Source organism: Oleiphilus sp. HI0080, assembly GCF_001635135.1.
Genome location: NZ_LWFU01000312.1, coordinates 1 through 14,486, shown reverse-complemented (window position 1 = coordinate 14,486; position 14,486 = coordinate 1). Strand labels below are relative to the sequence as shown.

At 44.6% G+C, this 14,486-nt stretch carries 13 protein-coding genes and 1 riboswitch; of the genes, 5 read left to right on the top strand and 8 right to left on the bottom strand.

What is annotated here, in order from left to right; genetic code table 11:
- Positions 1-375, bottom strand: a 375-nt coding sequence (locus tag A3751_RS03495; RefSeq protein ID WP_197466153.1) for a polysaccharide deacetylase family protein, incomplete at its 3' end; no start/stop codon positions are given.
- A gap of 121 nt (positions 376-496) precedes the next feature.
- Between A3751_RS03495 and A3751_RS03490 the strand changes: the two genes are divergently transcribed.
- Genes A3751_RS03490 through A3751_RS03480 form a run of 3 tightly spaced genes read left to right on the top strand, consistent with a single transcriptional unit; the run spans position 497 to position 4,173 of the window.
- Entirely contained in the window at positions 497-1,705 is a 1,209-nt protein-coding gene (locus A3751_RS03490; protein WP_068452137.1) for an ATP-grasp domain-containing protein, read from the top strand.
- Positions 1,706-2,770: a hypothetical protein gene (locus A3751_RS03485; protein WP_068452131.1), complete on the top strand. Its 1,065-nt coding sequence runs from the start codon at positions 1,706-1,708 to the stop codon at positions 2,768-2,770.
- Positions 2,771-2,772: 2 nt separating this feature from the next.
- Positions 2,773-4,173 carry an MBOAT family protein gene (locus A3751_RS03480; RefSeq protein ID WP_068452128.1) on the top strand — a complete coding sequence of 467 codons (1,401 nt, stop codon included), beginning with the start codon at positions 2,773-2,775 and terminating at the stop codon, positions 4,171-4,173.
- Between the two features lie 55 nt (positions 4,174-4,228).
- Here the strand turns inward: A3751_RS03480 and A3751_RS03475 are convergent, their stop codons facing one another.
- From A3751_RS03475 to xrt, 6 genes are read right to left on the bottom strand one after another with little or no spacing between them, the layout of a single operon-like run.
- On the bottom strand, positions 4,229-5,269 hold the full coding sequence (locus A3751_RS03475; protein ID WP_068452124.1) for a polysaccharide deacetylase family protein: 1,041 nt from the start codon (positions 5,267-5,269) through the stop codon (positions 4,229-4,231).
- Positions 5,270-5,301: 32 nt separating this feature from the next.
- Positions 5,302-6,759, bottom strand: coding sequence for a FemAB family XrtA/PEP-CTERM system-associated protein (locus A3751_RS03470; protein ID WP_082863032.1), 1,458 nt, complete (start codon positions 6,757-6,759; stop codon positions 5,302-5,304).
- Between the two features lie 3 nt (positions 6,760-6,762).
- Positions 6,763-7,677, bottom strand: coding sequence for an XrtA system polysaccharide deacetylase (locus tag A3751_RS03465; RefSeq protein WP_068452121.1), 915 nt, complete (start codon positions 7,675-7,677; stop codon positions 6,763-6,765).
- On the bottom strand, positions 7,674-8,861 hold the full coding sequence (locus A3751_RS03460; protein WP_068452118.1) for a DegT/DnrJ/EryC1/StrS family aminotransferase: 1,188 nt from the start codon (positions 8,859-8,861) through the stop codon (positions 7,674-7,676). The genes A3751_RS03465 and A3751_RS03460 overlap by 4 nt, the downstream gene beginning before the upstream one ends.
- Before the next feature lies 1 nt (position 8,862).
- Complete coding sequence (locus A3751_RS03455) at positions 8,863-10,002, bottom strand: glycosyltransferase (RefSeq protein ID WP_068452116.1); 1,140 nt, start codon at positions 10,000-10,002, stop codon at positions 8,863-8,865.
- A 47-nt stretch (positions 10,003-10,049) separates the two neighbouring features.
- Entirely contained in the window at positions 10,050-11,537 is a 1,488-nt protein-coding gene (xrt, locus tag A3751_RS03450) for an exosortase (protein WP_068452114.1), read from the bottom strand.
- Between the two features lie 128 nt (positions 11,538-11,665).
- Here xrt and A3751_RS03445 point away from each other — a divergent pair, with 128 nt between their 5' ends.
- On the top strand, positions 11,666-12,808 hold the full coding sequence (locus tag A3751_RS03445) for a GNAT family N-acetyltransferase (RefSeq protein ID WP_068452111.1): 1,143 nt from the start codon (positions 11,666-11,668) through the stop codon (positions 12,806-12,808).
- A gap of 84 nt (positions 12,809-12,892) precedes the next feature.
- Here the strand turns inward: A3751_RS03445 and A3751_RS03440 are convergent, their stop codons facing one another.
- Positions 12,893-13,567, bottom strand: a complete 675-nt coding sequence (locus A3751_RS03440; protein ID WP_068452108.1) for a PEP-CTERM sorting domain-containing protein — start codon at positions 13,565-13,567, stop codon at positions 12,893-12,895.
- 42 nt (positions 13,568-13,609) lie between these two features.
- Positions 13,610-13,698: riboswitch (cyclic di-GMP riboswitch) on the bottom strand.
- A 370-nt stretch (positions 13,699-14,068) separates the two neighbouring features.
- Here A3751_RS03440 and A3751_RS03435 point away from each other — a divergent pair.
- Positions 14,069-14,486, top strand: a 418-nt coding sequence (locus A3751_RS03435) for an NAD(P)-binding domain-containing protein (protein WP_197466152.1), incomplete at its 3' end; no start/stop codon positions are given.

Genomic DNA, 14,486 nt, shown 5'->3' with positions numbered 1-14,486 from the left:
ATGGATGTATGGCTTTGCAGTGTGCTCAGCAATGTAGCGAATGCTTTCATCCCATGGGAGTTCTTGCTGCTCTATCAGGTTGCTGATGAGAAAAACAGCAGGTTTGATACCATGCTTTAAAAATGCAGGGACCATTTCGTTGACTTGGTCCGCATAACCATCGTCAATCGTCACTAGTAACGCGTTGGCAGGGAAGGGCGTTTGCGATGTTATATAGTGCTTAAATTCTTCTAGCGATAAAAAACGAAAGCCTTTTGTAAGAAACAGCGCTATAGAGTTTTCAAGCCAGGTTGTTTCAATCCCTGAGATTCCCATTGCTGGGTTTGCAATGCGGTGCAGCATTAATACGCGACAGTAGCTCTGTTGTGCTTCCATTTTTTCGTGGATTCCGACATTCTTTATGTTTGTTGCTATTCTAAGAATAGAGCGTTCGTTACTGAAAGCCATTATAAATTGTTTTTCCTTCCTTGCGGTTAGGGCTTTAAAGGATAAGAGCTTGTCTACTGTTTTAGTGTTAGATGCAAATCAGCGCAGTGCGCTTAGTGTAACTCGTTCTTTGGGCCGTGCCGGGGTTAAGGTGGTTTGTGCTGATGTTGGCAGCGATACTTTAGCTGGCGCTTCAAAGTTTTGCGCTTTTTCGGATAGCTATCCTGATCCTGCAAATGCCCAAGCATTCATTGATCGCATTAACGAGTTAATTGAGCGATATAGCGTTGAGGTTCTTTATCCCGTCACAGAGATAACGGTTTATACCCTTTTAGAGCATGTTGATAAGCTCAAACCTGTGACGTTGCCTTTCCCAACCTTAGATACTGTAAAAAGCCTTAGCGACAAAGGTTCTTTGGTCAAATTGTGCCAGAAGCTTGGTCTAAATGTCCCTGCTAGTGATTACTTCAACGACTTACAGGATTTTGAGCAAAACCAGAAAGAGTATTCATTCCCTGTTGTTCTCAAGCCTACGCTCTCACGTATTAAACCTGATGGCGTTAGTTCGCATGGCTCAGATGATTTCAATGGCTTGGGTAGTGATGGTTGGATCAATACATCTGTCACCTATGCGCACTCGAGAGAAGAACTCGTCTCTTTAGTAAGCTCAATGGTTTATTTTCGTGATTACCCTTTTATGATTCAGGAGTATATCGAAGGCTACGGTAGCGGTGTTTTTCTTCTGTATAACAAGGGTGAGTATGTTGCGCATTTCGCCCATAAACGGCTTCGTGAAAAGCCTCCATCTGGGGGGGTAAGTGTTTTGAGTGAGAGTGTTGAAGCGGACCCTGAGCAGCTATCTATTGCGAAGCAGTTGCTTGATGCGGCGAACTGGCATGGCGTTGCGATGGTCGAGTTTAAGGTTGATCAGCAAGGAAAGCCTTATGTAATCGAGGTGAACCCGAGGTTTTGGGGGTCGCTGCAATTGGCTGTGGATTCAGGTGTCGATTTCCCGGCAATGTTGCATAAGATTGAGATGGGGCAAGCCATTGAAAACTCTCATGGATATACGAAAGGGCAGAAGCTTCGTTGGTTGTTAGGTGATTTAGATCGGCTCTATATCGTGCTCAAGAGTAGAAATTATTCAGTTGGTGAAAAGCTAATCAATATAGTTGGGTTCTTAATACCTTGGTCGCGAAAAATGCGATATGAGGTTAACCGGAGCGGTGACTTGAAGCCTTTCTGGTATGAGTTGAAAAGTTATTTAAGAGCAGAATGAATGACAAATGGAGTTGAGTTTCAAGTGGGTATTTTTGCGCGATTAGCCTTACTAAAACCTTTTTTTCTTGCGATTGTAATGTTGATGGCCGTGGAGATAGCGCTTGAATTTAGACATTATAGATTAGGCTATAATACAGTTTTTTTCCCAAAACCAAGCGCCATGTCTGGCTCCAGCACGAGTTCAGAACAAATTGTTTCGGCCGAGTCATCTCAATATGGCCCAGTTGAGAATTTCCCTTTTCGGAGCCTAGTCACTAGAAATCTCGAACCATATCGCGGAAATGTTATATGGGTTGCGTCGGCATCACACGCAGAGCATGTTCGGTATGCCGCGAAAGATGTGTTTCCTAACAGAGTATGTGAATTTTCTGCCCTAGCTAACTGCTTTGTTCTAAACGGGAGTAAGGCGGGTTTTGGCATTGATGATGACATAGTGTTGCTAGAAGAATACTTTGTTAAATATGTGCCGGATTATGTGTTGCTTTATCAAATGAGTCAGGCAATTGAGTCATTTCAAGGCGTAATAACAACTAAAACGACAGATATAAAGTCGTCCAATAGTATTTTGGATTATTCATTTTTAAGAAAGACTTTTCAGGAATTCTCATTGTATCAACACTTAACCGATTACTTGGGTGGGAATATTAAACTTGAAGGTCAGTTAAAAGAAACTTTACCTAAAGAGTACGGTGTTGAGTTTGAAAAGCAATTGATTGATTTTATCACGAGGACCAGGAATAAAGGCGCAGAGCCATTACTCTCTACGTTTTCAGTAAGCCATAATTTAGACAATTTGAAATTAATGCCTAAGTCTCTAAAAACAAATTTTGTTAGGTATAACTCTTACCTTTCGCCTAAAGGCTGGGTAAATACGATTAATCAGTTTAATGATGTAGTGAGATTTGTATCTATCAAAGAAGGTGTGGGATTGATTGATGTTGCAGCTGAACTGAATGGTCACCCTGAGTATTTTGTAGACTTTGTTCATTTCAATAAGAAAGGTCATAAACATGTGGCTATGATCATAGCCAATTATTTTGATCAACGAGCTAAAAGAAATTAGTCATGATCTTTAATTCTGTAGAGTTTTTTGTTTTTGTTTCTGTATTTGTCCCTTTTTTTTACCTTGTATGCGATAAGGAAAGCTGGAGAGATTCCTTACTGCTTGCAGGTAGTTACCTGTTTTATATGTCTTGGTATTGGCAATACGCTAGCCTCATTTTGATATCTACAGTCGTGGATTTCTTAGTTGGCAAGCAGATGGATAAAGAAGGCGCAACTGCCAGACAGCGTAAAGGTTTATTGTTGATAAGCCTGACAGTTAACTTAGGAATACTAGCGTACTTCAAATATAACAATTTCTTCATTGATGTAAGTAAGCAGGGTTTGGCATTGCTCGGAATAGACATGCCGGAGTTATATCACCAGCTTCTGTTGCCTGTAGGTATTTCTTTCTACACGTTTCAAACGCTAAGTTACTCTATTGATTTATATCGGCGTAATATTTCTCATGAAAACTCATTCGTAAAGTTCGCCGTGTTCGTCTCTTTTTTTCCTCAGTTGGTCGCGGGACCGATTGTCAGAGCGAAAGATTTTCTTCCTCAGTTACATGCAAAACTAAGTCTTTCTAAAGAAAATGTGAACCTAGGGCTATGGCTTATTTTTCTTGGCTTGTTTAAGAAAATAGTGGTTGCTGACTTGCTGGCATACCTTGTTGTGGATGCTGTTTTTGCAAATCCAGAGAATTACTCTAGTTGGGATTTACTTGTAGGGCTTTATGCGTATGCATTTCAAATCTATTGTGACTTCTCGGGATATTCTGACATCGCTATTGGGATAGCTTTGATATTGGGTTTTCATTTGCCAATCAACTTTAATCGCCCTTATCTTGCTCAAACGCCTTCCGATTTTTGGAAGCGTTGGCATATATCCTTGTCAAGTTGGTTGAGGGATTACCTTTATATTTCCTTAGGTGGTAATCGCGGTGGTAGGTTCTTCACCGCTCGAAACCTTCTTTTAACTATGTTATTAGGTGGTTTATGGCATGGCGCTGCTTGGAACTTTGTTCTTTGGGGGGCTTTTCACGGGATGATTTTGGTGATGTCTCGGAATGTTCGTGTTGAGAAGGTGTTTGGCTTACGAATGGTATTCAAAGTGTTTTTTATGTTCCACTTTGTGCTGTTTAGCTGGCTACTATTTAGAGTGCCAGACATGGCTACGTTTATCAGTTATACAGGTGGCTTGGCTAACTTGACCTTAGGTTCTCAACTAAGTTCGCTGGTTTATGTGCTTATTGCGGCTATTGGGTTGGTGCATTTTACGCCAAGAAGCTGGCTCCATGAGAAGGTTTTTGGAGTATTTGAAAGGGGGCATTTTGTCTTTCAGGCGGGTTGTTTTTGCGCTTTATTTTTTGTTTTCATTGGTGCGAGTATTAATAGTGGGGCATTTATATATTTTCAATTCTAGTGTTGTAATCCCCTTCATGTCTAACCGCAACTAATCGTAGAAATTTATGCTGAGTTTAGTCTCTGTGTAAAACTGCTTTCAGTGAAATGCTATCCTTACTAACATCCTCATGCACTCCAACCCTTTTCAAGAGATGTGCTTGCGCAGTGTATGCTTCGTTTATCCCTGTTTGTGTGGTAACTGCAGCTGCATACCTTGATGCAACAAGATCTAGTGCATTTTGACTTGTGTCACCGTTGGGNTAGCAGAATAAAGTAGGTGTTGTTCCTATATTTTGCTTTATGTCGTCGGCACACCCTATGATTTCATTTTCTAAACGATCCGGGCTTGCTTGGTTATTTAGGCGGAGGTGGCTGCGAGTGTGGCCGCCGAATTGAACGCCAGCTTCTTGCATTTCTTTTACTTCCTCCCAGTTCAACATCTCGGTCTGATACTTAGCCTTATCTTTACTTGATGCTTTGCGTTTCGGAAGGGCGTCTAGGAATGACTTTATCTCATCGTCCGGCTTTTGTTTGGCGATTTGAATAAGATACGAAATATAGTCTCGATTTTGGTTGTTCAACTTAGTCGTATCTATCTCTTCGCCAAGCTCACTAAAGAACGCATCTAACTTAAGTTTGGTGGCATTGTTTTTTGTGTAATCATTAAGTTCAGCAGCTAAACGCTCGGGCCAAAACGTTGTGTCGGTGCCAATGTAGTCTGTTGCCAAGAATATACATGCGGGGGCTTGGTGTTTTTTCAGAAGAGGGAAGGCAAATTCGTAGTTGTCGGCCCATCCATCGTCAAAGGTAATAGCGCAATAGAGTTTGTTTTCCAATGCATCGGTTTTTGCGAGTTCGAGCCATTCTTCAATATGAACGAGCTGCGCTATCTTGCTGAGCTCACTCAGGTGCATGTCTAAAGTCTCTGGGGTGACATACATGCCTGGCTCTTCAGTAGCGAGCCTAGGGTCCTGTTTTGGTAGAACTCGGTGATACATCAATATAATTAGCTTGCCATCGTACTCACCCTTTTTAAGAGCAGCTTTGAATTGATGCGCTTTGATATGAGCGAGTAGATTTTTGATGATATTTTTGGAGAATTGGATCAGGCTCATATTAGTGTTTTTCCGGTGCTTTAGATGCGCAATCAAGGAATAAACTTCACGATACTAGGGCCAATGAGTTTGCTCAACCATATCGGAAGTCGCTTCCAACAGGCAATGAGTATCTTGAACTTCGGGTTTTCTGTGCTAGCTTTGCTTGTTCCCTGGAGTTGTCCGCTCGATGAGTCTTCCTCAGGCTCATAACCATACCAGTAATGCTGAATCGGTTGTGCGCCCCACTGCTTTTTAAACTTGTAGGTGGTTGCATCAATGCTTGAACGGCCGAAATCGAAAACTGCACATTTTTGCTCGCAGCTTAGTTTTAGTACTTCCCAATACAGCACCATATTAAGCCCAAAACGGTTGTAATCTCGAATGGTTGAGGCCCAGGGGATCTCCATTCGATCGCCTGTTTTGATGAGAAAAGCCGCCGATGCTGGTTTGCCTTGATGATAGATAAGTACCAGCCATGCTTGATTCGCGAGTGTTTTTAGTAGTTCTGAAAACAGGCGTTTGCTATAAACAGGCGTTCCTAAGTCACGCATGTTGCGTGCGAATACGGTGTAGTAATCATCAATGAGCTCTAGCCCACCGACTTTTGCACTGACGGCATCGGTGTAGCCCTTGCGTATTTGTGAGCGAAGCTTTGCTTTGAAGCTAGATAGCAAGGTGTCGCTATTGTTGTCCGAGGGTAACGGCAGCCACATGCTGGCCTTGTCTTTAGAGCAGTTCCAGCTATCTGGAATGGGGCGCTCATATAGGCCGCGAACCTCTAGCCTCTTGATGCCCTCTTGTTTGGCTGCTTGTTCTATAAACTCAAAAATGGATGCCTCAACCTTCTCGTTATTACAAAGTGGGCCGCCATAGTTCACAAAGGCGATGCTGGTCCACAAATGTCCAAAGAGTCTGCTCTTCTGCTCAACGATCGGCAGCACGCCTATGATTTGACCACTCTGTTTTTCTGTTGCTGTGAGCAGCTTAATTTTATGGCCGAATATACGTGAGATGGCTTCTAGAAAGCGCCATTCGTAGTAGATATTGCCGCTTGGGTGTGCAGCAATGTAGGTATCCCAGTGCTGTTTTAATGTGGCGGAGCTGTCATTGTTACTAATACTGTCATTGTTACTCTCACTAACACCGTCACGGCCTATATCAGCAAGGTCAACAAGGCTTAGAGCGAGTGAGTCTGAGTTGCTTAAAAAAGGGGTGTTTGTGTAGGGTGCTGGAGCTTCAAGCTGTTTGATTTGTTTTTGGGCAGTGGTTTGTTCTGATGTCTTTTCGGATACGGTTTCGGCGATCTGTTTTTTTAAGGGCTCTATTTTGTCTTGGTGGAGGGATTTTTTAGCCGCAATGAGCTCGCTTACATCCTCTCCAGAGCGTTTCGCTTGGCCAATAAGCTTTGAGAGCCGCTTAGCTTCTTCTTCAAGTTTGGCTAGCGCTTCGTTTAGTTCGCTTGGCTCGTTCGTCTCGTTTAGGTTTGTATCGATTCTAGCGTTAGACATTTCTTACGTGCTCAAGCTACGGTAATCAAACAGTTGCATTGCACTTTTTACAGGTGCGTCGCCGGAGGCGGGTGCGTTGCTTATGTATGTATCTATGACCGCTTGTACCGTCGTAAATTCAAAGTCTTTGATGAGTGTTTCGAGCCTAGGCATGCATCGCTTAAGGTTAGTGTAATGTCTAAAACGGCTAAGAGCCGATGCGCCCGGTATGCGTGGTTGGTTTGGGTCTACTTCCCAGGGGTGGAGGTAAAAAATAAAAGGTTGATCGATTTCTTCACTAGCGCGTTTGAGCATTGATCGGGTAAACCAATACGGGTAGATTCGAAAGTAGCCGCCGCCTGCGACAGGTAAACGGCGGCCCATAAATTGTGCTGATGTGAGTGGGAACTCAGTAATGCTCTTTTCCGCGGTGGTGATCGCAGTATGAATATTCAGTGGTGCCCCAGGCATACCATAACGATCGTGGTGCACAGGAAAGATGCTTGAGTCGTAGGTAAAGCCAGCATCGATGAGTGTTTCTAATGCCCATAGTGATTGTTTTGTGATGGAGTAACTTGCTGCGCGATAACCGTATACGGCTTGACCGGTGATGTCTTCCAATAGCGCTTTCGATCTGAATGTTTCTTCCCGGAAAACCTCTGGTTTTTGGGAGTAAACCAGTTGGTGCGTCATTCCGTGGCATGCGATTTCATGTCCTCGTTTTTGAATCTCCCGCACGAGTTCCGGCTTGCGTTCTGCCACCCAGCCTAAGACGAAAAACGTGGCTTGAATTCCCTGCTTGTCAAATAGATCTAGTATCGCATGGGTATTCTGCTCAACGCGCATTGGCCATTTTTCCCACTCGTCATACTTGATGTTGGGCGCAAATGCCGCGACCTGAAAGTAGTCTTCGACATCCACGGTCATTGCGTGCTTCATGCTATTTCCTTTGGGCTTAAGTAGTTGTCCAGCGTGCTCTTGATCGCTTCAATGTCGTTGGCTGTTACATCGCTATGACAGGGTATAGTAAAGAGTCTGTCTGCGAAGTTGCATGCATTTTCTAGATGTATGCTAGAGAGCAATTCCGATTTTACTCGACTCGGTATGCCTTGAACATCGGGAATGCTCGATTGATAAAGCTTTGTTGCCCCAATACCATGCTCTACCAGTTTATCGACCAACTCATCTCGCATTGCCTTGTTATGAGCGAGTAATGGGAGGCGTAGCATACGTAATCCATCATTTTCTCTCAGTAGTGATGTGATACCTAGCAGCTTAAATGTTGGATTTAGCTGCCCGATAATTTTTTGAGCGGTATCGCGAGGCTTTGAATGAAAGCTCTCTATAGCGTGGGGTAGCATAGCTAGGCGCATTGCATCCATTGCCTTAATAGATTGAGGGGCGTGATAACGCGTTTCTCCGATCGAAAGGCCGGGTATTTTAAGTAGTAGCGGATAAAGCGATGGGCGGATGATGAGGTTGTACGCAATGATGCTTAGTTTTGTTCTTATCGTCGAAATCCTTGAGTCATCTGCCTGATCTGAAACGGCTTGAAACGCGATGTTTTTTTTGACTAAAAGCATGCCGCCGCCGAGAAGGCTAAGAGGCTTTCCTTTCCCGAAACTGAATATCACCGCATCCCCGAATAACCTGCCTTCGCCCTGTATATTGATTGGCGGGGATAAAAAACTCTGCGCGCGGTCTTCGATGATAAATAATCCGAGTTGTTTGCACTTAGTCACTAGTTCTTTTGATGCGCTAAGGCCTAGAAAGTTAACCAGAATAATGGCTGTGCAGCCTTCTTGCGCAGCGCGCTCAATTGAACTCTCGCTTGGGAAAGGAGAGTTAGGTGCAGTATCCATTAAGACTGGTTGGACTTTCGCTCCAACACAAGCCGAGATTAGATCTGGGCAGCCATAGCCTGCAAGCATGCATTTAGTGACTGCATCGCCTTTAAAGTGCGCTTTCATGACGGTGAGGGCGGTTTGCAATGCCATTGTACCCGAGCCATAAAATTCGCGTTCGTAGCCTTCATAAGCGCTTAGCTTAAGATTGCTAGAAACCTTTTTTTGGCTAGTTTCAATTGGTTCGCCAACAGGACGAACAAAGCGCAGTAGGTGCATTTTATCTTGCCGAAGGCTTCCAAGTGGTCATGCGCGTTCCGCTGAAAAACTTAATGGCGGCATGAGCAAGAGCAAAGTTTACCTGGTAAAAGAAGTATACAAGCTTGATGACGCCATTTTGTCGCAGCGCCGGCAGAAAGTGCGCTGAGATAAATGCGCTAGCCATTGCTAGTTGAATCGCAAAGCAAAGCTGATAAAACCAATACTCCAACAAGAATGCGTTGCTCATAAGTGCGAGCAGCATAAACCAAGGCACGGCCCATCTCATCACTTTATGGCTCCAAACTTGAAACGCAAACATGCCAAATTTCGATGGGTTGAGCACTTCTGTGTGTCGACTTAAGCCTGTCATGCCCCTAATGGCTGTTCGTAATTTTCGCTGATATTCCTTTGATTCGTCTTTTAGGTTTGGGTAATAACCCTCTACATCATGGCAAGAGATTGCGCGTTTTCCGGCTTTTGCAGCGTTCAATGCGGTGTTGAAGTCGCTAGGGGAATGTATGTCCCAGTCTGAACAGATTTCTTTACGTGCTGCAAAGAAGCTACCGCTCAAACCAACAAGCCCTCTGTAGGACGATTCTTTGCCACGTAGCCACATCTCATATTTTACATAGGCGCCTTCTCCGGCGACTTTGCCGTCGGCTGTAATAAAACGGTCCTCGCTTGAGATCGCGCCAACATTCTCATTTGCAAAATACGCCATTAGCTTATGTAGCACGTCGCCTTTTAGCTCTGTTGCTGTGTCGGAAAAAATAAGCACATCGTGATTTGCCGCTTTGATCGCGCAAAGTTGCGCGTATTCTTTACCTAGATGTTGGTCTGCACGAACTAGAGTGACGCCACGGTCTTGGTAAGATTTTACGATGTCATCGGTATCGTCGGTTGAGCAGTCAGAAGCAACAATGATCTCAAGCTCTAAACCGTTTTGATCAAGTGCGAGCGTGTTCTCTATTTTCTTGGCTATTTTCGCGCCTTCGTTGTGTGCAGTAATAATAAATGAAGCTCGGTTTGGTGTAGCGATGCTGTTATCGGCTCTAAGGCGTTCAGCATCCGGCGTTTTTGCTAAAAACTTTAGGGCGATTGGATAGATGAAATAGCTGTAAAGTGTTCCAAATACAGCGGTCCAGAATAAAAGTGTCATTTCGTGTTGCGCTCTCGTTTGCTTAAACCTAGATAGAATCTATGGGCTTAGTAAGGCTTGTAATTGCTCAGAAGTCTATCTAACTCTGAAAACTCGTTATCGCAGTTTGCTGAGCACTGCGCCGAAATGGCAACGAGCGCTTTAGGTGGTGCGTCGGCAAATACGCTCGTTAGCTGCGCGAGTTTCGCCTTTAATTCGTTGGTTGTTCTGGTATTTGAGATTCGATAGTACCAAATGACAGCCAGTTTTTGATGCAACTGGTTGGTTAGTGTGGCTTTTTGATAAAAGTTGTTTGCTGAGGTGTAGCTCGTCTTCCACGAGTCGCTTGCAAGCCGGTTATTATTGTTGACCAGTTCTGCTCCCTGATGCTCAGATCCATATCGAAGAATTTTGACGTTCAATTTGGTTCCAGAAAATGTATTTATGAGCTGAAAGTTGTTTTCGTTTTCCGCTCCAGTAAAGCCTGTTTGAAATATTGATGTCTGCGCTTCGGTAATCGCCCAGCTGCTTGGCGGAGCGGCGAGCTGCGTTTCGAAACTGGCTTTTGAGTAGCTTTGTGTTTGGTTGTACTGCGCCAAGCCCATTAGTAATGGAGCGATACTAATGGCGACGATCGACGTCACGAGGTAGCCGGGTCTAATTGTCTGGTTAGTATGGGCTGCTTTCTCAATTGGTAGGGTGTTTTGCTCTTCGGCCTCGACTTTAGCCTCGGTTTGCACGAGTGCGCGGCGCTCGATCCTTAAAAGTAACCAGACGCAAGGCATCATGGTAACCACATAGACTACCCAGCCAAACATCTCGTGGTCCGCTACCAGCGAGCTTTCCATGTTGCTTTGGTGTGCAATCACAATCAGAAGCACAACGCGAATCCAGTTGGCGATTAAGCTAAATCCAGCAGCAATAAAAAACATTGAAATGACAGTGCGTGTTGAGTTTGGACGTTGCTGAGAAAAGTACAAAACCAGTATTAGCGTAACGATGAAGTACCTGAGTCCAGAGCAGCCCCCGGCTATTTCTAGCGTGCCGTATGGCAGGTTGATTGTATTTCCGTTGATTAACGCGGGCATTTCTAGAGCTTCAACAATGTTTGTGGACACTAGTGTGGTTAGCTCTTGTAATAAAGGGTTTAGGTAATCCCAAACAGGTATAGCGAACAAAATGTAAAGCAGCGGAATAATGAAGTGTGCAGCGGCTTTTAAGCCACCGATGCTTGATACACCAAAGAAAAGAATCGGCACGAGCATAAGTTGCGTTCCGATCTGAATGTTCAGATAGGAGGCTAAGGTCAACACGAGTGCAGAGCCGAATAGCAAGATGTAATTGATGGCGTGGGGTTTGTGAATGGCAGCCGAGATGGCGTCTCGCTTTTGGTACGAGCTGTAAATGGCTAATGCTAAAGCGAGTAGGCCCATGGAGTAGGCGTAGTCCATTTTTAGCCACAGTTGAACGAGCGAACCCCAAGCCTCATGAAACAAAATGGCTTGGAAGAGAAAAAAGAGAGTTATAGAAACTAAAGGGCTGTATTGGCTACGCACGATTACTTCTTGTAATTGTTTAATTTATCTAAGCTATCCTTACTAGTTAAGCATACTATAAGACATTAAGAGCTTATCCAAATTTACTTCCGATTTACTTTTTATCGTGTTCAGGGTTACTAGTTTAAATGATCGACGGCGACGGACAGCAGTTAACTTTTCAGCGATTATCTGAGGCGCAGTTTGAGAAAATCAAGCCTGAGTGGGATGCCTTGCACGCGGCGTCTAGTCAAGGCGTATTTACTTCTTGGTGTTGGATGTACGCCTGGTGGAGGACGTTTAAAGAGGACGATTTTGAGTTGTTTCTGGTAGCGTGCCGCTCAGGAGAGCGCCTGGTCGCGATTCTTCCCTTCTATATTGCCCATCGACCATTTCTTAAATTACTTTCTCTTCGAACCTTATATTTCTTGGGTTATAAAGGTAGTGGTGAGGCCGGATACCGGGCTGAGTATCTGGATTTTGTGTGTTCATCAAGAGATGCGCAAACGTTACGCGCGCCTTTGATGCAATATCTTCTCTCTGGTGCTGGTGCTGGTGCTGGTGCAGGCGTGGATGAAATTATACTAAGCGATGTTCCTGCCACGGAGCTCCATGGCTCTGTTTTGATTGCCTTAAAAAAGCAAGGCGCAGCATATATTCGAGAGACCGCGCGCGATCAAACCTACCGTATTGGCCTAGCAACGGGTTATGAGGCTTTCCTGAGTGGCTTGGGAAAAGGGACGCGAGCGAGAATTAAAGGTTCTGAGAAACGAATGGCAAGCGAAAGCACTTTTGCTGTCAATGGCTGCTTGCGCGAAGACCCAGAGGTTCTGTTGAAGCCTATCAAAGAGCTACATGCCTTACGGTGGAATAATCAGAAAAGCTTTGGTGCTTATAAAAAGTTCTTGGATGCCTTGCTTCGTTTTGATGACGAAAGAGATATCGAGCTTGGTGGGGTGCGGCTTGAATATAATGGAGAGGTGATGGCGGCGACTTTAAACGTTTCTTTCAGAGGAGTGGTCTACAACGTTATGTTGGGGTTTAAAGAGGTGCCCGTTAAGCGGGTGTCGCCCGGCTTGTTGGCCTTGAGTTTAGATATACAGAGCTGCTCTGTTCAGTCAGAGCTTGCGTGCTATGACTTACTAGCAGGAAGTGGTAAGCGGACTGACTATAAATCAAAAATNGCGTCCAAAGGGCCTGAGCTGGTGTCTCACCAGATATTGCTGCGTTGGTTGCCGCGCATGGTTTACAGCTTGTATGACTGGCTACAGAAAATAAAAAAGGGTGCTTAAGCACCCTTTTTGGATTCTGGAACATAGGCCGGAATGACATTGTGTCGTCATCCTGAACTTGGTTCAGGATCCAATCACTAGCTCTTATGCTTTACGACGACGCGCAGCACCAATACCTGCAAGGCCAAGGCCCATTAGCGCTAGAGTAGTCGGCTCTGGAATGGCTAGCGTATCAATGTAAAACTGATGATGCTCACCTTTTTGAGGATCGAGTCGCAAGCTAAACATGTCGGTGTAGAAAACATTGGTTGTGTCGTCTAGCAAAGCCCACGCACCGCCATCTACGCTCACATCAATCTCGTGATCTGAACCATGGATGTTGTGATTAGCATCTCGAAAAATTGAGCTGCTAAGGTCAACCTGAACAACTGATGAGAACGAGAAATTCAGGATCTCGCCAAAGGTCACGTTATCATCGCTGCCTGGATCACACTGATTATCGCCCTTGCCGTCAGTTTTGGTGCCTTCAGAGCAAACGCCTAGGCCTGCGTTACCTTGGTCAAGATAAGCCCAAGCTTCATCGCCAGAAACGTTTGTGCCTGTAACAGTTAAAGTGATCCCATCTACAGTCCAAACTAGCTCGTCAAATGCCGCTTCACCGACGGCGCCTGCGACAGCCGTGTTGTCCGCGTATGTGCCAGAGATTGCGCCGTAATCTGCGCCATCTGCGATTTGTTGGAAATCAAATAAAGTAGCGTTCGCCTGCGCCGAAACCGTTAGAGCGCCTGCAGCTACCATGCTGCTAATTAGTTTTTTCATTGTTTGCTCCTCAAAAGCATAATTTTTTATATCTGCTTAAGAAGTTGTAACCGGCTATCTGCTTTTCTCGTCCTGAGGGCAGACCCTTGGCTTTCCGTCCCAATCTCACAATTGGTTTGGCGTACTCCTTGTTCGATCAGTTGCCTGATATCGATATTTAATAGCAAAATTCGATCCACTAATGTGAAAGAGACTTTAGTTTCGATAGTTGGCGGACATGAATGTCTCTCGAAAAATGTAGAAGTGTAAAGTAAGTTGACGTTATTGGTGTCTGTGTCGCCTCATTGACTTTACACCTCAGCTCCGCGTTCGAAGTTTTTTAGAACTTAGGCATAAAGATTCGGCTAGGCTTACTTATAAGTGTAATATTACGATCAATAAAGTGTGCTAAAAACAGCCTTCGTCTTTGCTGAAGAGAAGTTGACTGCGTGTCTTGTTTAAGCGCGTCTGCATACGGAAGCATTACCAAAGAGTTTAGTTAAGGGTTAATAAGGGAATTCAATGAAAGTATCGATTTTTGGGACGGGTTATGTCGGCTTGGTAACCGGCGCATGTTTGGCTGATATGGGGCACGATGTGATTTGTGTTGACGTTGATGCGAGTAAAGTTGAAAAGCTGAATAACGGTGTCATTCCGATTTATGAGCCCGGCCTGGAAGCGATTGTTCAGAGTAACTTTGCGGCGGGGAATTTGCGTTTTACTTCGAATGCAGAAGAAGCCATTGCACATGCTAAGTTACAGTTTATTGCGGTAGGTACACCTCCGGACGAGGATGGCTCTGCAGATCTTCAGTACGTGCTCGCCGTTGCGGAAACAATCGCAACGCATATGGAAGATGAGAAAATTGTGATTGATAAGTCGACCGTGCCTGTCGGGACGGGTGACAAAGTGTATGCCAAAATTGCCAGTGTGCTGTCTG